The sequence below is a fragment of the Aliidiomarina minuta genome (assembly GCF_003987145.1).
Classification (GTDB): Bacteria; Pseudomonadota; Gammaproteobacteria; order Enterobacterales; family Alteromonadaceae; genus Aliidiomarina; species Aliidiomarina minuta.
Genome location: NZ_PIPL01000004.1, coordinates 55,440 through 74,918, shown reverse-complemented (window position 1 = coordinate 74,918; position 19,479 = coordinate 55,440). Strand labels below are relative to the sequence as shown.

The following is a 19,479-nucleotide window of genomic DNA, read 5'->3' as shown; positions in this document are numbered from 1 at the left end:
CCCAAAAGATGTCAGCACTTGCCCTTCTTATGATCCTGAGCGCCTACCTGTTAGGGTCGGTCAGTAGTGCTGTGCTTATATGCAAACTTTTCAAAATGGACGACCCGCGACTGCGTGGTTCAGGCAATCCGGGAGCTACCAATGTGTACCGTATGGCCGGAGCCCTGCCCGCTGCTATTACCTTACTGTTTGATGTTTTAAAAGGCATGTTGCCCGTCTGGCTGTCTTATTATCTGGGGCTGAGTCCTATTATTCTGGGTTGGGTTGCAATCGCTGCCTGTGTTGGCCATATCTACCCCCTCTACTTTGACTTTAAAGGCGGTAAAGCCGTTGCTACCGCCCTGGGCGCAATGTTTCCAGTCGCCTGGGAGATGGCCCTGTTGCTAATTGCAACCTGGATACTGGTATTCAGCATCAGCAGGGTCTCCTCGCTGGCTGCCCTGATAACCGTCAGCCTGGCGCCTTTTTATGCGTACCTGATTAAACCCCAGTATAGTATTCCCGCGATTATGCTCACTGCACTTATTATCTGGCGCCACCGTACTAATATAATACGCTTAATTCAGGGCAACGAAGTTGGCTTTCGTAAACCTAAGTCTTAAACCGGTGGCAACTCATGCAACGGCCAGCGCGGCCTGGTAATTATCGCCAAACCTTCCTGCTGGCCAGCCTGCAGACGCTGACAACCAGCAAATGCAATCATAGCCCCGTTATCAGTACAAAACTCAGGACGCGGATAAAAAACCTGCCCTTTCAGGCTTTGCGTTAGTTGCTTTAATTGTTCTCGTAATTCAGTGTTAGCACTCACACCACCAGCCACAACCAAACGGTTAAGCCCGGTTTGCTGTAACGCACGACGGCACTTAATAACTAATGTATCGACTACCGCTTGCTGAAATGCATAAGCGATGTTGGCCAGACTTTGCTGATCCTGAGCTGACTTCTGCAGCGCATTTGAAGCGGCAGTTTTTAAGCCGCTAAAAGAAAAGTCCAGCCCCGGACGATCGGTCATCGGCCGCGGAAACTTAAGATCAGTAGGCTCGCCCTGTTCGGCCAGTTTAGCCAAACGCGGTCCGCCCGGATAATCCAGCCCCATAAGTTTGGCCGTTTTATCAAAAGCTTCGCCAGCGGCATCGTCAATAGATTCGCCCAATAACTGATACTGACCAATGCCATCAACCCGCACCAGCATGGTATGACCGCCAGATACCAGTAAGGCAACAAAGGGAAATTCAGGTTGTTCAGTTTCCAGCATAGGCGCCAGCAAATGCCCTTCCATATGGTGCACGGCTAATGCAGGAACCTGCCAACCATAGGCCAGGCTGCGACCGACACAAGCACCGACCATTAAAGCACCCACTAAGCCAGGCCCTGCCGTATAAGCGATACCATCAATTTGCGTCGCTTCGGTGTTCGCTTCCTGCATTGCGCGCTTAATAAGCGGCAGGGTTTTGCGTACATGGTCACGTGACGCCAGCTCAGGTACTACCCCACCATAATCCGCATGCAGTTTTACCTGGCTATATAACTGGTGCGCCAGCAAGCCGCGCTCGCTATCGTAAATAGCGATTCCAGTTTCATCACAGGAAGTTTCAATTCCCAGCACTCGCATGCAGTTACCTATTCAGCTGTTCTGATCAAGGTGCGTAGTTTACCTGTATTCCAGGCCTAGTTAAAAGGATTGCGACTGACTGCTGCCCAGAATGCGCTGAACACTCTCGTTCTCCACCGCATTGCTTTGCTGCAACCGGGTCAGCGCCTGCTCCATAGTTTGCATGCCATGGCTGGCACCGGTTTGCACCGCTGAATACATCTGCGCCACTTTATCTTCGCGTATCAGATTTTTAATCGCAGGGGTTGCCACCATCACTTCATGGGCTGCGATGCGCCCACCTCGCGGCCGTTTCAATAACAGCTGTGACACTACGCCACGTAAAGACTCCGAGAGCATCGAGCGAACCATAGCTTTTTCATCCCCCGGAAACACATCAATAATTCGATTAATAGTTTTTGGCGCCGAAGTGGTATGCAAAGTCGCAAACACCAGATGTCCCGTTTCGGCTGCCGTCATTGCCAGTCGAATGGTCTCCAGATCGCGCAGCTCCCCCACCAGGATCACATCCGGATCTTCACGCAACGCTGAACGTAACGCCGCCTGAAAACTATGCGTATCACGATGCACTTCGCGCTGGTTAATCAAGCTCTGCTTATTTTGATGAACAAACTCAATGGGATCTTCAATAGTCAGAATATGCTGCTGGCGGCTCTCATTTATGTGATTAACCATAGCTGCCAGAGTGGTTGATTTACCCGAACCGGTAGGGCCTGTCACCAATACCAGTCCGCGATGCAGTTCTGCTAATTCCTTGAGCACTGGTGGAGCGTCCAGCTCATCAAGTGTCAAAACACGATCAGGAATAGTACGAAAAGCCGCCGCTGCACCGCGCTGCTGGGTGAACACATTGACCCGAAAACGAGCCAGTCCCGGTACATGGTAAGCAAAATCCGTTTCCAGGTGCTCTGCATATTCATGCCGTTGATGCTCGGTCATAATGCCCAACAACAGATTTTTGACATCGTCCTCGCTCAGCACCTGAGTGCCCGCCTTGATAATTTCGCCATCCACCCGCATTAAGGGAGGCGAACCTGCTGAAATATGCAAGTCAGAGGCATTATCGGCGACGCTTCGCTGTAACAGTTGCTCAATATCCATCTACGGGATCCTTATTGTGTGCAGGGATGTTATGATAATCCTAACTGAAAGTAGCTGATTCGCGAAGGAAAAGACGGGTAACAATGGCGCAACCTTTAGCACTTAAGACACAACTGGCATCTGTAGAACAGCAAATTGAGCAGGCCTGTAAGGCTGCTCAGCGCGATCCCGACAGCGTGCACCTGATTGCGGTAAGTAAAACTAAGCCTGCCAGCATGGTGGTTGAAGCTTACCAGGCGGGTTTACGTGACTTTGGTGAAAACTATGTGCAGGAAGCCGTCGACAAAATAGCCGAACTTGCCCAATACAAAGATATCAACTGGCATTTTATCGGCCCGTTACAGTCCAACAAAACCCGTCTGGTAGCTGAAAATTTTGCCTGGGTGCAAAGCATTGACCGCCTGAAGATAGCCCGCAGGCTGAGTGAACAACGCCCCACGCATCTGCCGCCGTTGCAGGTACTGATTCAGGTCAATATAGACGATGAGAGCAGCAAATCAGGTATTGCTCTGGAGCAGCTTCAGGAACTGGCTGCCGAAATAGATCAACTGCCACAGCTGACCTTGCGCGGCATCATGTCGATTCCTTCGGCAAATGCCAGTGAACAGCAGCAACAGCAGAGCTTTAATGCCCTGGCTGAGGCATTTCATGCACTGCAACAAGAATACGATAACGTAGATACGCTATCATTAGGTATGAGCAATGACATGGCAACCGCCATTCAACATGGCTCGACTATGGTACGTGTAGGTACGTCACTTTTTGGTAAGCGACAATAAGGACAGATTTTTATGGCTCAGACCCGCAAGATAGCATTCATTGGCGCCGGCAATATGCCGCAAAGCATTATTGGTGGCATGGTACAAGGGGGGTATCCGGCGGACGCTATATACGCCAGCAATCCAAGCCAACCCTCACTTGATATCCTCAAGGAAAAACACGGCATACATACCAGCAATGACAATATTGAAGTGGCTAAAGCAGCCGATGTCATAGTGCTTTCGGTAAAACCACAAATCATGGCAGACGCCTGTGCATACCTGCGCGAGAACCTGCCGGATCTGAATCAGAAACTGGTGGTCACTATTGCTGCTGGCATACGTATAGAAAAATACCATCAGTATCTGGGTAACGACGTGAGCATCATTCGTGTGATGCCCAATACGCCTTCTCTGGTGGGCGAAGGTTTTTCAGGCGTGGTCGCAGATAACAATGCGTCTGCCGATGATAAAAACTTTGTACTGGAAGTTTTTAACTATGTGGGCAAAACGATTTCAATTACCGACGAAGACGATATTGATGTGGTTGGTGCGGTTTCCGGTAGTGGTCCGGCTTATTTCTTTGAATTCATGGCCAGCCTGCAAAAAGCCGCAGAAGCCCATGGACTCAGTAGCGAAGATGCACGCGCTATGGTACAACAAACCGCTTTAGGTGCTGCCGCTATGGCTGGCAAAAGCGAACTGACGCTGGAAGAACTGCGTAAGCAGGTAACCAGTAAAGGTGGTTCGACCGCCAAAGGCGTCGAAGTCTATCAGGAAGCCAACATCGACCAGATTTCAGAGCGCGCTGTGAATGCTGCGGTCGCTCGTAATCAGGAAATGGCAAAATTATTCTAACAGGATACCCGCTATGAATAACGGTACCATATTTTTAATCGAAACCCTGTTCAGCCTCTACATGATGGTTGTTATTTTGCGTATATGGCTGCAGTTGGCCCGGGCAGATTTTTTCAATCCGCTAAGTCAGTTTGTGGTTAAGGTAACCAATCCTCTGTTAACTCCATTACGTAAATTAATTCCGTCAGCGGGCAGACTGGATACAGCGGGCATAGTGCTTTTGCTGGCCTTAAGCATTATTAACCTGCTGGTTATACTTCAGCTTACGGGACAAAGTGCGCCCTTTACGGCTATAGCTATAGTCGCGGTGCGCAATGCGATTACTATCACCTTGCAACTGATGTTCTGGATTTTGATCGTGCGTGCGTTAATGAGCTGGTTCAGCCAGGGCAATAATCCGATGGAAATGGTTTTCCAGCAACTCACTGAACCTATGTTAGCCCCTATCCGTCGTATCATCCCTCCAATTGGCGGGCTTGATCTTTCGGTTCTGGTACTGATTATTCTTATTCAGTTTTTACGTATCGCTATTAGTTAAACAGGGGTTAGTAATGAAAATAATACGCACCTGGTGCCTTATCTCGACGGCATTATTGCTTAGCATTACTGCGCTCAGCGCCCCGGCACTGGCCACGGACGACCTGGGCCAGAATATGCAGAAACTGGGTGACTGGGAAGTGCATTACAGTGCTTTTCCCAGCACTTTTTTGCAGCCTCAGGTTGCCAGTCAGTATGACCTGACGCGAAGCAATTCCAGAGGTGTTATCAATATTTCGGTACTGGACGCCACCAGCGAGCAGAAAACGCCGCAGCGGGTCAGCATTGAAGGACATGCATTAAATGATCTGGGGCAGCGCCGTGATTTGCAGTTTCGGCGTTTTATCGACGGTGATGCAATTTATTACATCACCCAGATACCGCACCGGGACGACGATGAGTATCGTTTTTTTATCAGCATTCGGCAGGGCGACACCACACAAGAGCTTACTTTCAAGCACACTTTTTATCGTGACTGATTAACCCTTAGCTTTAACCCCTACCTTGAGAATGTCGCCGTTATCGGCGACTTCTCTGACCGTCAGAATAATATCGCCCAGCTCGACATTATCGCCAACAACCACACGCCGGCGAAAGCGCCTTGTTATTACTTCAGCAATAGTCACATCGTTGTTTTCACCGCTGGCTTCGCGCAAGGTATAAAAGCCTGATAAATCATTCAGCGTGACATCTGCATTCAACACGAAGTCACCAAAGAAAATGTTTTTCTTCATCCGTTTGCCGGTGCCATTAGACGCCAGTACATCGGAAATTTTACGTAAGTCGGCACTGCGTGCCATCACCAGAATGGTATCGCCATCCGTTAGCAATGGATTGGTAACCCGGCGCACCCATACATCATCACGGATAAGACCGACGAATTCGACCGGCTCAGGAATGCTGATTTCATCCCAGTGATGATCGCAAGCCGGGGTATCTTCTTCAATCTTAAAAGCGGCTACTTCAAGCACATCTTTTCCTGGCACCATGTCCAGCGGCATACGATAATCCGGTTCCGGCTCAGGCGGTATTTCCAGTTTTAACCAGCGCGCCACAGGGAGAATGCTCCAGCCCTGAACCATCAAAGACACTAGGACCACGAAAAAGGCAACTTCAAAATACATTTGCTGATTTTCCAGCCCCGCCAGCCACGGGAACAGCGCCAGCACGATGGGCACAGCCCCACGCAAACCAACCCAGCTAATAAAGAGCTGATCGCGCCACGGAAAACGGAAGGGTAACAAACTTAAAAAGACGGCTAGTGGTCGGGCTACAAAAATAAGGATAGCGGCCAGAATAAGGGCCGGTACTGCAATTTCTATCAGCGCCGCTGGGGTCATCAGAATGCCCAGCATCAGGAACATAATGATCTGGCTTAACCAGGCAAGCCCATCATGCACCCGTAAAATATGAATTACCTGCGGTAAACGTGCATTACCTACCAGGTACCCCATCAGGTATACCGCCAGGAAACCACTACCGCCTAACTGCGAGGTGATCGCAAAAACAACGATGCTGGCGCCGATGGCCAGCAACGGGAAAAAAGCAAAACTTAAGGGTAATTTGCGGCATGCATAAATGAAGAGACGCCCGCCTAAATAACCAAACAATGCGCCTAATATCGCCTGCTGTAGCACATGCACTACTATCCAGCCGTCGATATTAACTTCAGAGCTGGCCAATACACTGACCAGCGTAATGGTCAGAATAACCGCCATAGGGTCGTTACTACCGGATTCTATTTCCAGTGTCGAAGCCACCCGGTCTTTTATACGCAGCCCCTGCGACTGGAAAATGGAAAACACCGCAGCAGCATCGGTGGAACTCAAAATAGCTCCCAGCAATAAACCTTCTATCCAGCTCAGACCAAACAGCCAGGCAGCAGCTACGCCGACAATGCCGCAGGTCAGAATAACGCCAACAGAAGCGAGCATAGCGGCCGGCGCAAGAGCTACCCGAAAACGTTCTGGATGGGTTCGTAAACCACCATCAAACAAAATAATTACCAGGGCGACCGAACCAATAAGCAGCGCAATATCAGGATTATCAAACTGGATGCCAAGCAAACCATTTTCACCTGCCAGCATGCCCAGCACCAGGAACACCAACAATAGCGGGGCGCCAGAACGTGCTGAAACAATGCTCGCAAGAATGCTGATGACCAGCATTGCACCTGCGGCTAAGATAATTAAATTAACTACATCCATGACTCTTATTTACCGCCTATTGTACTGATTACTCTGCTTAAACAAGGCCTGCTAACACACTTAGAGTATCTGGTAACCGGTCAGCTATCATAGCACGGCAGTTTATTTTCGGTATAATCCCGCTATTCACCTTTTTAGCAGATGGTCATTATGTCAAACAGCAAAGCCTCCGCCCAGTCTCTGGTATTGGCGACCAGCAATAAAGGCAAAGTCGCGGAACTCACCGACTTGTTGCAGCCTTTTGGCTGGCAAGTCCGGCCGCAAAATGAATGGGATTTTGCAGATGCCGAAGAAACCGGTCTTACTTTTGTGGAAAATGCCATAATCAAAGCTCGCCACGCCTGTCAGCAAACCGGTCTCCCCGCACTGGCCGATGACTCAGGTCTGGCTGTTGATGCGCTGAAGGGCGCACCCGGTATCTACTCCTCACGTTATGCCGGTGCCAATGCCAGCGATGCTGACAATATAGAGAAGCTCCTGCGCGAACTGGATTCAGTTGCGGATTCGCAGCGCGGCGCACGCTTTATTTGTGCCCTGGTCCTGATGCAACACGCCGAAGACCCAACTCCGTTGATTTGTCAGGGCCAATGGCAGGGTGAAATTTTACGCCAGCCTCGTGGCCAGGGTGGCTTCGGTTATGACCCCGTGTTTTATGTGCCTGATCATCAGTGCAGCGCCGCAGAACTGGAACCAGCAACTAAGCAGGCAATCAGCCATCGTGGTCAGGCGCTCATTCAGCTACGTTCACTATTGAGCATATAATGCCACTAACTCTGCCACCACTCAGCCTTTATGTGCATATTCCATGGTGTGTGCAAAAATGCCCTTATTGTGACTTTAACTCTCATGCACAGCCCGAGGTCATTCCGGAAAAAGCTTATATAGCTTCTCTGCTGGATGACCTGCGCCAGGATCTTAAATACGCCCAGGGCCGTTCATTGTCTTCGATATTCATTGGCGGAGGTACGCCCAGTCTGTTCAGCGCCGCCGGTATTGCCTCTTTGCTGGATGGAATTGAGGCTATGTTGCCGTTTGCTAATAATATCGAAATTACGCTGGAGGCCAATCCAGGCACTTTTGAAGCAGAACGTTTCGCTGGTTTTCAAAAAGCCGGCGTTAACCGTCTGTCGATTGGCGTCCAAAGCCTGCAGCAACAGCAGCTAAAAAGACTTGGCCGAATTCACAATCCACAACAGGCACGGGAAGCCGCGGAACTTGCGGGTAAGCTTCCGTTGAACAGCTTCAACCTGGATCTTATGCACGGATTACCAGATCAGACTACGGCCCAGGCCATGGACGATTTAGACGGTATTATTGCCCTCAATCCACCGCATATATCCTGGTACCAGCTAACTATAGAGCCCAATACTCTGTTCGCCAGCCAGCCACCTCAATTGCCGGATGACGATACCCTGTGGGATATCTACCAACTGGGTCATGAAAAGTTAAAAACCGCAGGCTATGAGCAGTACGAAGTCAGCGCTTACGGCAAGCCAGGTCATCGGGGCCAGCATAATCTGAATTACTGGCGCTTCGGCGACTACCTTGGTATTGGTTGTGGCGCCCACGGCAAAATCACCCTGCCTCAACAAAATACGATTTTGCGTACAGAAAAAGTTAAGCATCCGCGCGGCTATCTGGATTTAACCCGACCTTACCTGTATCGCGAATGGCAGGTACCGGATCAGGAACGGGTATTTGAGTTTTTCATGAATCAGCTAAGGCTGGTGGAACCAGCACAGAAAAGTGACTTTACCGCCTATACCGGATTGCCTCTCGCCGACGCTGAAAAAGTGCTGGCTGCTGCAATGCAAAAAGGTTTACTCGAGGACAACGACCAGCATTGGGTAACTACTGCCCGTGGTCGTCTTTATCTGAACGCTATATTGGCCGATCTGGTTGAGGTCTAGAGTTTTTTAAACTGCATATCCCACACCCCATGCCCGAGTTTCTGACCACGTTTTTCGAACTTGGTCAGGGGTCGGCTGTCCGGCCGCGGAATGTAGTTACTATCAGGTGACAGATTCTGCCAACCCTGCTCTGCGTGCATCACTTCCAGCATATGCTCAGCATAATTTTCCCAGTCCGTGGCCAGATGCAAAATGCCACCCTGCTCTAATTTCGCCTGTAGCAATTTGACAAAGTCCGGCCGAACCAGTCGGCGCTTATGATGACGTTTTTTATGCCAGGGATCAGGAAAGAAAATCTGTACTTTATGCAGAGCGCCGTCGGCAATGCAATCTTCCAGCACCTCGACTGCATCATGCTGGAAAATGCGCAGGTTTTCGACCTGCTGCAGCTCAGCTTCCATCAAACAGGCACCAACACCAGGACCATGCACTTCGATACCGATAAAATCCAGTTCTGGTGCTGCTTTCGCCATGTCTATCAGCGAATGCCCCATGCCAAAACCAATTTCCAGAACCACAGGCGCATGGCGTCCAAAAACCTGACTTAAATCCATCAGTTCGGGCTGGTGCGTCAAACCTTTGACAGGCCATTGACGTTCAAGAGCTGCCGCCTGACCTTTGGTCAGTCGTCCTTCACGCTTCACAAAGCTACGAATACGGCGATGAAAATTAGTTGTCTGCTCGCTCATGCTGGTTTCAAACCTGTTACACTCTAAGAGGTCGCCATTATGCTATTTAGGATGGGAAAAACAAGAGAATATGGCTCAACAAAGCAAACTTACCGATACCATTATGCAATGGCAACAGTCTCAGGGTCGCCACAACCTGCCCTGGCAACAGACAATCACGCCCTACAAAGTGCATGTCAGCGAAATTATGTTACAGCAGACTCAGGTCGCCACCGTTATTCCCTATTTCCAACGCTGGATGGCGCTTTTTCCTGATCTGGAAACACTGGCAGCGGCGAGTGAAGATGAGGTCATGACTTTATGGCAGGGCTTAGGTTATTACACCCGCGCACGCAATCTGCGTAAGGCCGCACAGTATTTGAATGAGCAACACCAGGGCCAGTATCCAGATGATCTCAAAGCACTTGAAGCCATTCCCGGTGTCGGTCGCTATACCGCTGGAGCCATACGTTCTTTTGCTTTTAACAGTTATGGCCCCATTGTTGATGGCAATGTGAAACGACTTTTTGCGCGCCTTTTTGGCATCTATGGCGAGCCCAATAAAAGCAGTGTAAATAAAGAGTTCTGGCAACAGGCCGAGCGCCTGACACCGCCAGACAATAGCAAGGCCTTCGCTCAGGGGGTACTGGATCTTGGCGCTACGGTGTGTAAAAGACACAATCCGCTATGCACTGAATGTCCTGTGCAGGCCGACTGTTTTGCTTTTGAACATGATTGTATTGAGCACTTGCCCAGCGCCAAAAAAAGTAAGGTTAAACCGGTCAAAGATGCACATTTTCTATGGCATACCCAAGACAATAAATTGCTTTTCAAAAAACGCCCCAGTCCTGGTATCTGGGGTGGCTTATGGTGCTTACCAGAACAGCAGGAGGCGCCTGAAAACGCTTCCCTTCTTGGTCAGTTCACCCATCAGTTTTCTCACTATAGTTTGCAAGCCAGTGTCTGGCAGCTAAACAACGTGCAGCAGCCTGCGGGCCTGTATCAAAACACCCGCCTGCAACCAATAAGCGAGTTGCAACAGATAGGCTTGCCCACCCCAGTGCGCCGTTTTATTGAAGATATTCAGACTTTAGTATGATTACTGTGCAGGTAGTTTATTTTGCCCTTGCATTTTTTTAGTGCAAGCCTCATACATTATACTTAAGAGTTAACAGGAGGCTATCTGTGAGTCGCACCTTATATTGTCAATATTTAAAAAAAGAAGCTGAAGGGCTGGATTATCAGCTTTATCCGGGCGAGCTTGGAGAGCGGATTTTTAATAACATCAGCAAGGAAGCCTGGGCCGAATGGCAGAAGAAACAAACCATGTTAATTAACGAAAAGCGTTTAAACATGATGGATACAGAAGCCAGGACCTATCTGGAAAAAGAGATGGAAGCTTTCTTATTTGAAGGCAAGGACGTGGAAATTGAAGGTTACAAACCTCCAGAGTCTTAAAATTTAGAATCTATGCATAAAAAATCGGCTAATTTACACGAAATTCGTCGAAAACACATTGACAGTTTTTAACTTCCATGAACCACAGGTGGAGAGTTGGCGGCCACTGTGTTAGCATAGCCCCACAATTAACCAATAGGGAGTTTATATGAAAATCCCCAGCTGGCGAAGAGCTGTCATCAAAGTCGGTAGTGCTCTTATTGCGCCAGATGGCAAAGGCTGTAGCTCTAAATACTTACTGGCAATCGCGCGTTTTATCATAGAATGTCGTGAACGTGGCCAGGAAGTTGTACTCGTATCCTCAGGCTCAGTCGCCGCAGGCCGACACCATTTCAATATAGATCAAAAACCCATTCCAGTAATTGTGAAAAAAGCAATGGCTGCTGTTGGCCAGAACCATATCATGGAAAGCTGGTCCCGTTTTTTTGATTTTCCCTGTGCACAGGTTTTAATGACCCACGACGATCTGCGTGACCGCGAGCGCTACGTCAGTGTACGTAATACTATTAATGCGCTGTTAGAGCATGGCATTCTGCCCATTGCCAACGAAAACGACGCGCTAGCAACAGACGACCTTAAAGTTGGCGACAATGACAACCTGGCCGCCATGGTTGCTACCGTAGTCGATGCCGATGCTTATTTTATCTGTTCCGACATTAATGGCGTATACGATAAAGACCCGAACAAAAACAAAGACGCTAAATTATTGCCTCTTATCGAAGAGATCGATGAAAGCATCTATGCCCTTGCGGGTGGTTCAGCCAGTGCTGTCGGTACCGGCGGTATGCGGACCAAAATTGAAGCCGCCGAAAAAGCCACTACACACGGCATAGATACTTACATCGTTAACGGCCGTAAAGGGGCTACTTTTGAAACCCTGTTACGTAACGAGAACCCAGGTACCTTGCTGCGTGCGAAAGAAAACCCGCTCAGTAACAAGAAACACTGGTTACGGCACACTCTGGTTGCTCAGGGCGAGTTATTGATCGATGCCGCAGCGGTAGAGAATATTCGCGCCAAAGGTTCCTCATTGCTAAGCTCTGATATTGTCGATATTCAAGGCAACTTTGACCGCGGCGACGCCGTTCTGGTGCGCAGTGCTGAAGGTACCGAGACAATCGCTAAAGGAATTTGCCGCTACAGTGCTCACGAGCTGTTGCATATTAAAGGCCAGACAGGTTCAGAAATTGCTGAAACCTATGGCTACAGTCCTATTAGTGAAGTCATTCACCGTGATGATCTAATGATGATGGAGAAATCATGAGTAATTATTCAGCAGAAGATATTGCAAAACGTGCGGCCGTAGCTGCGCGCGCTGTGGCAAAACTGACCACAGACGAAAAGAACCAGGTTTTACAACGTATGGCTGACGCCATTCGTGGCGACAAAGACGCTATCCTGGCACAGAACAAAATAGACCTTGAAGAAGGTCGCGAGAAAGGCCTGGCTGAGTCCATGATGGATCGGCTGGAGCTCAACGACGAACGTATTGAAGGCATGGCATCTGCGATTGAAGAAATCATTGCCCTGCCCGATCCAGTCGGTGAAAGCTACCTGCTGGAAGAACGCCCGAATGGCATGCGTATCGATAAAACCCGCATTCCGCTGGGTGTTATCTGCATGATTTATGAAGCACGCCCGAACGTCACTGCAGACGCCGGCGCCTTATGCTTCAAATCAGGCAATGCGGTTATTCTGCGTTGTGGCCGTGAAGCTATTGGTAGTTCGAAAGTGATCGCTGCTGCCATGCATAAAGCGCTTAAAGACAGCGGCCTTTCCGAAGACGTCGTCACTGTAGTGCCTAGCCCTGACCGCGAACTGATGGGCGAACTGCTGCAGCAAAAAGACTACATCGACCTGGTTATTCCCCGTGGCGGTGAAGGCCTTATCCATTACGTCAGCGACCACAGCAAGATCCCGGTTATTCAGCACTACAAAGGCGTTTGCCATCTGTACGTAGATAAAGATGCTGATCTGGATAAAGCGCTGGCAATACTGATTAATGGTAAAACACAGCGCACCGGCGTTTGTAATGCCCTGGAAGGCTTATTGGTGCATGCCGATATCGCGGATAAATTTTTCCCGATGGCCGCCAAAGCACTGGCTGAAAAGCAGGTTAAGGTTCATGCCTGCCGTAACTCAATCAAGCATTTTGAAGGTGCTCAGTTGATTGCAGATACGGATTTTGGTGAAGAATACCTGGCCCTTGAAATTGCCGTTCGTGAAGTGCGTAACTACGATCATGCCATTGAGCATATCGAAGAGTTCGCCAGCGGTCATACCGATGTGATCATTACTGAAAACGAAGAAACCGCACGGCGCTTCATTCGCGATGTAGATTCCGCGGTCACTATGTGGAACACGTCGTCACGTTTCTCGGATGGCGGTCAGTTAGGTTTAGGTGCTGAAATCGGTATTTCTACCAGTAAACTGCATGCCTATGGCCCTATGGGACTACAGTCCCTTACCACCGAGAAATTTGTGGTAACCGGCACTGGCCAGATTCGCGAGTAAGTTAGCGACAAGCCCTTGACAGCAGGCGGTAAAAAACGTCTAATACCGCCTCGCTTTTAAAGCATGCCCGGATAGCTCAGTCGGTAGAGCAGAGGATTGAAAATCCTCGTGTCGGTGGTTCGATTCCGCCTCCGGGCACCATTATTAAATGAGAAACCCGCCTTTTGGCGGGTTTTCTTTTTGTGCCCTCGACGTCATCTTCGATTATGAAATGCATCCATGCATTTCACCCTGCGGGCCAACGCTGTCGCGTTGTTCAAAACCGTTCCCGACGGTTTTGTCCGCCTCCGGGCACCATTATTAAATGAGAAACCCGCCTTCTGCCGGGTTTTCTTTTTTGTGCCCCAGCGTCATCCCGTATATCCAACGGCAGGTAAAACCTGCCCTACCTCAAATTCCACCGTAGGGCAGGCTCAGCCTGCCGTCCAGCCCTTCCGGTTACTACCCATAACCAGCAACCACCGGTGACAGAACAGACATCGCACGGCAGGTGGAACCTGCCCTACCAATTCCACCGTAGGGCAGGCTCAGCCTGCCGTCCAGCCCTTCCGGTTACTACCCATAACCAGCAACCACCGGTGACAGACCAGACATCGCACGGCAGGTGGAACCTGCCCTACCAATTCCACCGTAGGGCAGGCTCAGCCTGCCGTCCAGCCCTTCCTGTTATTACCCATAACCAGCAACCACCGGTGACAGAACAGACATCGCACGGCAGGTGGAACCTGCCCTACCGGCAATTTAGACATCCAGACGCCCTGATATTTCCTTTTGATATATCAAATCGTTATTCATTTTTTATTGTACTGCTTAATTAAGCATATACTGCCTGCATCACTAAAGCCTTTGGAGTTATCATGATCAAGAACAATGCAGCACTTCCGGTTCTGGATTTATCACAGCTACTGGCTGGTGGCGAAGCAAAACAGAAGTTTCTTAAAGAACTGGCAGAAGCCGCACGTACGATTGGTTTCTTCTATCTCACTGGCCACGGCCTGGCCACCCGACAGCAAGACATCCTGCAACTGTCGCAGCAGTTTTTTGCTCTGCCCGAGCACGAGAAACTCAGTATACAAATGCGCAATTCTGCGCATTTTCGCGGTTACACCAAACTGCAGGGCGAGCTGACTCAGGGCAAACCAGATTTACGTGAGCAGTTTGATATCATGCGTGAAGAACCTGCTGTGGATCTGGCCTGCGACGACTCGGCCTGGTGGAAATTAATTGGCCCTAACCAATGGCCCGCAGCTATGCCATCAATGCGCAGCGCCTTGCTGGAATGGCAGGAAAACCTGAGCGAAGTCAGCGTTACCCTACTGCGAGCTTTTGCTGACGTACTGCAACAGCCTGAAGATATCTTTGACGCGACAATCGCCGATGCGCCTTATACACATATGAAACTCATTCGTTATCCTGGTAGCGGTGACGCGGTTCGGCGGCAAGGTGTGGGTGCCCATAAAGACCCCGGATACCTGACCATAGTGGCCCAGGACGATCAGTCCGGTCTGGAAGTTCTGACTGATGACAAAGGCTGGGTCTCGGCAGCACCTATTGAAGGCGCTTTTGTGGTCAATATCGGTGAACTGCTGGAGTTGGCCTCCAATGGCTACCTCCGTGCTACCTATCACCGGGTTGTCAGCCCGCAAACGGCTACAGAGCGTTTTTCCTGTGCTTTCTTTATGGCAGCTCAACTGAATACCAATGTACCGCTACTGGAGCTTCCTGAAGCTCTACGTGAAGAAGCCTTAGGTCCAGCCAGCGATCCGGAGAATCCTTTATTTTATCAAGTAGGGGACAACGTGCTTAAAGGGCGTTTACGTTCACACCCGGATGTGGCGGCAGCCCATTACCCAAAATTTGCTAAAGCGGGTTAATAAAAAAGGCCTCCATAGTGGGAGGCCTTTACAACATTTGTCCAGCCCCGCTTAAATGGACCTGGCGCCGCCCTTAGGACCAAGTAACAACCATAAAATAAAGCCGACTATAGGTAATAAAATAACCACAACTACCCATAATACTTTAACGCCAGTTGAAGCTGAGCTTTGAATCGTTTTGACTATAGCGTAAATATTCAGAATCAAAACAATAAGGCCCAGTAAACCGCCGTAACCTCCACCCATCCAATTCATAATTATTACCTCGCACTCTATAGCTGTATTTTTACTGCTTATTCTGAAGGGTAGTACATAAAACCAAAAAGCCCGCATTTGATGCGGGCTTTTTGACGGTAAAACAACTGCTTATTTACAGATCACTCAGTACTTAGCTGCCTCACCTTCCTGTGGAATCGAATTATTAATGAACTCGCGCAAGTGTTGATTGGAAAGTTCCAGATCTTCGCGTCTGAGGTACATCATGTGCCCACTGCGATAGCCTTCAAAGAACAGACGATCTTTCATTTTTCCGCTCGGGTCGATCTGCCACTTGGTATACTTGGCATCAAAGTAGTTAGTGGCGCCGTCATAATAACCAGACTGCACTAATACCTGCAGGTAAGGGTTCTGGGCCATCGCCTGACGCAGGTTTTCGCCGGTGTTATTACCACTTCTGTCCCAGGGATGCACCGGACCAAACATATTGTATTTAAGGTCCGTTTTAACCCCTAACTCTTCACGCAGGTAGTAGTTGATAGCTGGCGTAAAGGAATGCAGCCAGGATGTCAGCTCAGAATTAAAGTCCGGGCGTTCTCCCACATCATCACGATCCAATCCCTTATAACGGGAATCCAGGCGACCTACCGTATGACCTTCATGGCGAAGTAATTCTTTCCAGAAGAAAGCGGTGTCGATATCCAGGTTGCTGCGCAATACTACTTCTTCAGACAAACCTGAATAACGCGCTACCTGGCTGGCTATCTCCTGCTTTTCTTCTTCATCGATCCAGGCGCCTTTAGCCAGTGCCGGTAAGTAGGTGTTAATAGTAAACTCTTCAACCTTAGGTAGCAGGTCATAGAGGTCACCCGACTGCAGATCGTCATCTAACTGGCCATGATACCAGGCGGTTGCGGCAAAATAAGGCAGGCGGTTGGCGGCTTTCACCGGACCATCGCGATCTATGCCGATATCAGTTGGCGATACCAGCACAACACCATTGAGGTACATCCACTGACGGTTTTGCAGCTCAAGCGCCAGCCCAGCCACACGTGTAGTTCCGTAACTTTCACCAATCAGGTACTTAGGTGAGCGCCAGCGCTCATAACGAGTCACAAAGGTATTAATCCAGTCGGCCAGATACTGAATGTCCGCATTAACACCAAAGAACATCTCTTGTTGCTCACTGCGTGACGGCATTTTGCCGTCAGGACCTGGCAGCACACGGGAATATCCGGTATTCACCGGATTCACGAATACAATATCCGTTTTATCCAACACCGAATACGGATTTTCTTTGACGCCATAAGGCTGAATTGGGAAACCTTCATCATCTACACGCAATGATTTAGGTCCGGTATAAGCGATATGCATCCATACCGACGCTGAACCAGGCCCACCATTGAAAGACATCATCAACGGACGTTTTTCCTGGTCGCTCACACCCTGACGTTCATAATAGGTATATTGCAAGGTAGCCGTAGGATGGCCTTCGTCATCCCACACTGGCAGAAATCCAGCATGTACTTTATAACTAACCCGTTCACCATTAATGCGCGCCCGATGTTCTGTCACGTTGACAGACTCAGCCTGAAGTGTGCGCCGGTGGTCGTCGTTAGCTGTAGCCGATAGCATAAACGACTGCGCTAGAAACACAGCCGCCACGCTTAATAGAATTTTTTTCATGGTTAGCTTCTCGTGTTGTTTATTATATTCGCGTGTTATTAAACGCGTTCAGATAACAAACAACAAGCCCAATGAGATGCCCTGCTGTTACAGCAGGTTAAAACAATGCCACTTCGGCTTTGGTCAAAGCCCGATATTCGCCAGCTTCCAGTTGCGGATCCAGGCTAAGTCCCCCCACCTGCTCGCGATGCAAAGCCAGCACTTTATTGCCAGTAGCTGCAAACATGCGCTTAACCTGATGATAACGGCCTTCATAAATGGTTAGCCGCACATCGGTGGGCGTAATGATTTCAAGATCTGCTGGTTTAGTTGCCACATCCTCATTGCGTAACAGGATGCCACGACGAAGACGCGCGGCCGCTTCGTCAGTCACCGCTTCAGCCAGTTGCGCACGATACGTCTTGGCGCATTCACTCTTCGGTGCTGTAATACGATGAGACCATTTGCCATCATCGGTAATAAGCAATAAACCTGTAGTATCCGCGTCCAGTCGTCCGACCGTATGCAAATCCTGCTGCTTAGGCTCATCGATAAAACTAAATACCGTGGTATGCAAGTCATCAAAAGTGGCGCAGACGCAGTCTGCTGGTTTATTGAACATCAGATAACGCAGGCCTATCAATTCTAAAGGCTTACTTAACCAACTAATAACCTGCTCGTCGCTAACGGTATCTGCCGCTTTTTTTACCACGCGGCCATCAACTTCTACATCTCCGGCACGAATAACCCGGCGTGCCTCTTTACGGCTTAAACCTGTTGCCGCACATACAAACTTATCTAATCGCATATTTTCTCAAGGTGCTGCTGTTGTAGGGTAAGAACGCTCTAATACTACCGCAGGTAGCAGCTGACTTGCACTGGCTAATACACGTTTATCTTCACTGCGTACTAAACGACTGGTAATCTGCATGCCGTGATCACGGGCTATCCATTGACTGACAATCACATACTGCACACCAGCACGCTGACTTATTTTATGAAAGTCACGGGTTAAAGCGGTTTCGCCCTGCTCTGTGAATTTCAGATAATTGGCCAGTTTATTTTCAGTCACCGGTACCGAAAAACGCGCCAGGTGCTGATTCATCGCCTGCGCGTATTGCTCGCCATACCAGTTTTTCTGTTCTATATTGCCATGCAGGGGAACCAGCGTAGCGACGGCCACCTGGCCTTGAAAAGAAAAGTCCTGCAACTGTTCTACCAATTGCAGCGCCATGGTCTGAGCATAATCGTCCAGCACCATACGATGCGAACCCCAGGCAAAGTTTTCTTTTGCTTTTGGAGTTCCCCAGTAGGAGCTTTCAGCGGTTACTTTGCCAGCATAAAGCCCTGATACTGCTATTATTAATCCCACAACTACAAGCAGACTGTTTTTCATGCTCTGTCCCTTAAAATATATATCACCTATAGTCTTATCGGCAGATAAGCTCAGGTCTTAAGAGTTGAAAGACAGATAAAACAGACTTGAAAATTTTGCCTTTGTACCGGATCCTCAACCAACAACAATTACAGAGAACCCACCTATGCGTTTATTTAAAACCTGTCTGGCTCTTGCCACCTCTTTACTTATTGCAGGCTGTGCACCTCAGCCCACTCCGGTTACCGATACGGTAACTAATCTGGATGCAGAGGCGTATATGGGCACCTGGTATGAAATCCTGCGCCTGCCGAATTCTTTTCAGGAAGGTTTGCATCAGGTCACCGCCGAATACCGCTTAAATGAAGACGGCACTTTTGAAGTCACCAATCGCGGCTACAACCGGGAGAAAGGTCAGTGGAGCACTGCCGTGGGTAAAGCCAGTCCGGTAGAAGATATGCCGGGTAGTTTTACCGTGCAGTTTCAGTGGCCTTTCAGCGGTGGCTACAATGTAGTTGAACTGGGCGAAGACTATGAATACGCCATTGTTATCAGCAACGATCATGATTACTTCTGGCTACTGGCGCGTAGCCCTAATGCCCCGCGTTGGTTGATAGACCAGACCCTGGCTAAGGCCAGCAGCTGGGGCTTCGACATTGACGCTATGATAGAAACCCGCCATTAAGACATAAAAAAAACCGCCTTCAAAAGGCGGTTTTTTATTTA

The 19,479-nt window shown here is 49.3% G+C and carries 21 protein-coding genes and 1 tRNA gene; 14 read left to right on the top strand and 8 right to left on the bottom strand.

Features of this window, described 5'->3' with window-relative positions:
* Positions 1 to 8 precede the first annotated feature (8 nt).
* Positions 9 to 602, top strand: a complete 594-nt coding sequence (gene plsY, locus CWE09_RS13570; RefSeq protein WP_126804608.1) for a glycerol-3-phosphate 1-O-acyltransferase PlsY — start codon at positions 9 to 11, stop codon at positions 600 to 602.
* Here the strand turns inward: plsY and tsaD are convergent.
* Both tsaD and CWE09_RS13560 read right to left on the bottom strand, forming a co-directional pair.
* Complete coding sequence (gene tsaD / locus CWE09_RS13565) at positions 599 to 1,612, bottom strand: tRNA (adenosine(37)-N6)-threonylcarbamoyltransferase complex transferase subunit TsaD (RefSeq protein WP_126804607.1); 1,014 nt, start codon at positions 1,610 to 1,612, stop codon at positions 599 to 601. The two genes, plsY and tsaD, sit on opposite strands and share 4 nt — an antisense overlap.
* Before the next feature lie 60 nt (positions 1,613 to 1,672).
* Entirely contained in the window at positions 1,673 to 2,713 is a 1,041-nt protein-coding gene (locus tag CWE09_RS13560; RefSeq protein WP_126804606.1) for a type IV pilus twitching motility protein PilT, read from the bottom strand.
* Positions 2,714 to 2,796: 83 nt separating this feature from the next.
* Between CWE09_RS13560 and CWE09_RS13555 the strand changes: the two genes are divergently transcribed.
* Genes CWE09_RS13555 through CWE09_RS13540 form a run of 4 tightly spaced genes read left to right on the top strand, consistent with a single transcriptional unit; the run spans position 2,797 to position 5,345 of the window.
* Complete coding sequence (locus CWE09_RS13555) at positions 2,797 to 3,492, top strand: YggS family pyridoxal phosphate-dependent enzyme (RefSeq protein ID WP_126804605.1); 696 nt, start codon at positions 2,797 to 2,799, stop codon at positions 3,490 to 3,492.
* A 12-nt stretch (positions 3,493 to 3,504) separates the two neighbouring features.
* Positions 3,505 to 4,329, top strand: a complete 825-nt coding sequence (gene proC / locus CWE09_RS13550; RefSeq protein WP_126804604.1) for a pyrroline-5-carboxylate reductase — start codon at positions 3,505 to 3,507, stop codon at positions 4,327 to 4,329.
* A 13-nt stretch (positions 4,330 to 4,342) separates the two neighbouring features.
* Positions 4,343 to 4,867 (top strand): YggT family protein, encoded by a 525-nt coding sequence (locus CWE09_RS13545; protein WP_126804603.1) that lies wholly within the window; start codon positions 4,343 to 4,345, stop codon positions 4,865 to 4,867.
* 13 nt (positions 4,868 to 4,880) lie between these two features.
* The gene (locus CWE09_RS13540; protein ID WP_126804602.1) at positions 4,881 to 5,345 is read left to right on the top strand and encodes a DUF4426 domain-containing protein; all 465 of its coding nucleotides are present in this window, start codon (positions 4,881 to 4,883) and stop codon (positions 5,343 to 5,345) included.
* Here the strand turns inward: CWE09_RS13540 and CWE09_RS13535 are convergent, their stop codons facing one another.
* Positions 5,346 to 7,073, bottom strand: a complete 1,728-nt coding sequence (locus CWE09_RS13535) for a potassium/proton antiporter (RefSeq protein ID WP_126804601.1) — start codon at positions 7,071 to 7,073, stop codon at positions 5,346 to 5,348.
* 150 nt (positions 7,074 to 7,223) lie between these two features.
* Here CWE09_RS13535 and rdgB point away from each other — a divergent pair, with 150 nt between their 5' ends.
* Both rdgB and hemW read left to right on the top strand, forming a co-directional pair.
* Positions 7,224 to 7,835, top strand: coding sequence for an RdgB/HAM1 family non-canonical purine NTP pyrophosphatase (gene rdgB / locus CWE09_RS13530; RefSeq protein ID WP_126804600.1), 612 nt, complete (start codon positions 7,224 to 7,226; stop codon positions 7,833 to 7,835).
* Entirely contained in the window at positions 7,835 to 8,983 is a 1,149-nt protein-coding gene (gene hemW, locus CWE09_RS13525) for a radical SAM family heme chaperone HemW (RefSeq protein ID WP_126804599.1), read from the top strand. Before rdgB ends, hemW begins: the two co-directional genes overlap by 1 nt.
* Here hemW and trmB read toward each other — a convergent pair.
* Complete coding sequence (gene trmB / locus CWE09_RS13520; RefSeq protein ID WP_126804598.1) at positions 8,980 to 9,672, bottom strand: tRNA (guanosine(46)-N7)-methyltransferase TrmB; 693 nt, start codon at positions 9,670 to 9,672, stop codon at positions 8,980 to 8,982. The two genes, hemW and trmB, sit on opposite strands and share 4 nt — an antisense overlap.
* A 70-nt stretch (positions 9,673 to 9,742) precedes the next feature.
* Here trmB and mutY point away from each other — a divergent pair, with 70 nt between their 5' ends.
* From mutY to CWE09_RS13490, 6 genes are all read left to right on the top strand, one after another.
* Positions 9,743 to 10,750, top strand: coding sequence for an A/G-specific adenine glycosylase (mutY, locus tag CWE09_RS13515; protein ID WP_126804597.1), 1,008 nt, complete (start codon positions 9,743 to 9,745; stop codon positions 10,748 to 10,750).
* Between the two features lie 86 nt (positions 10,751 to 10,836).
* Positions 10,837 to 11,109, top strand: a complete 273-nt coding sequence (locus CWE09_RS13510) for an oxidative damage protection protein (protein WP_126804596.1) — start codon at positions 10,837 to 10,839, stop codon at positions 11,107 to 11,109.
* Positions 11,110 to 11,257: 148 nt separating this feature from the next.
* Complete coding sequence (gene proB / locus CWE09_RS13505; protein ID WP_126804595.1) at positions 11,258 to 12,373, top strand: glutamate 5-kinase; 1,116 nt, start codon at positions 11,258 to 11,260, stop codon at positions 12,371 to 12,373.
* Positions 12,370 to 13,623, top strand: a complete 1,254-nt coding sequence (locus CWE09_RS13500) for a glutamate-5-semialdehyde dehydrogenase (RefSeq protein ID WP_126804594.1) — start codon at positions 12,370 to 12,372, stop codon at positions 13,621 to 13,623. The genes proB and CWE09_RS13500 overlap by 4 nt, the downstream gene beginning before the upstream one ends.
* Positions 13,624 to 13,688: 65 nt before the next feature.
* Positions 13,689 to 13,764 (top strand) — tRNA-Phe (locus CWE09_RS13495).
* A gap of 716 nt (positions 13,765 to 14,480) precedes the next feature.
* Complete coding sequence (locus CWE09_RS13490; protein ID WP_126804593.1) at positions 14,481 to 15,497, top strand: isopenicillin N synthase family dioxygenase; 1,017 nt, start codon at positions 14,481 to 14,483, stop codon at positions 15,495 to 15,497.
* A 51-nt stretch (positions 15,498 to 15,548) separates the two neighbouring features.
* Here the strand turns inward: CWE09_RS13490 and CWE09_RS13485 are convergent, their stop codons facing one another.
* The 4 genes from CWE09_RS13485 to CWE09_RS13470 all read right to left on the bottom strand — a co-directional run bounded on the left by CWE09_RS13485 (position 15,549) and on the right by CWE09_RS13470 (position 18,774).
* Positions 15,549 to 15,752 (bottom strand): PLDc N-terminal domain-containing protein, encoded by a 204-nt coding sequence (locus CWE09_RS13485; protein WP_241974384.1) that lies wholly within the window; start codon positions 15,750 to 15,752, stop codon positions 15,549 to 15,551.
* A gap of 126 nt (positions 15,753 to 15,878) precedes the next feature.
* Complete coding sequence (locus tag CWE09_RS13480) at positions 15,879 to 17,348, bottom strand: S10 family peptidase (RefSeq protein ID WP_420808002.1); 1,470 nt, start codon at positions 17,346 to 17,348, stop codon at positions 15,879 to 15,881.
* Between the two features lie 148 nt (positions 17,349 to 17,496).
* Positions 17,497 to 18,186 carry a 16S rRNA pseudouridine(516) synthase RsuA gene (rsuA, locus tag CWE09_RS13475; protein ID WP_126804591.1) on the bottom strand — a complete coding sequence of 230 codons (690 nt, stop codon included), beginning with the start codon at positions 18,184 to 18,186 and terminating at the stop codon, positions 17,497 to 17,499.
* Positions 18,187 to 18,192: 6 nt separating this feature from the next.
* Positions 18,193 to 18,774 (bottom strand): FlgO family outer membrane protein, encoded by a 582-nt coding sequence (locus CWE09_RS13470; protein ID WP_126804590.1) that lies wholly within the window; start codon positions 18,772 to 18,774, stop codon positions 18,193 to 18,195.
* Positions 18,775 to 18,919: 145 nt separating this feature from the next.
* Between CWE09_RS13470 and CWE09_RS13465 the strand changes: the two genes are divergently transcribed.
* Positions 18,920 to 19,438 (top strand): lipocalin family protein, encoded by a 519-nt coding sequence (locus CWE09_RS13465; RefSeq protein ID WP_126804589.1) that lies wholly within the window; start codon positions 18,920 to 18,922, stop codon positions 19,436 to 19,438.
* The last annotated feature ends 41 nt before the right edge of the window (positions 19,439 to 19,479 follow it).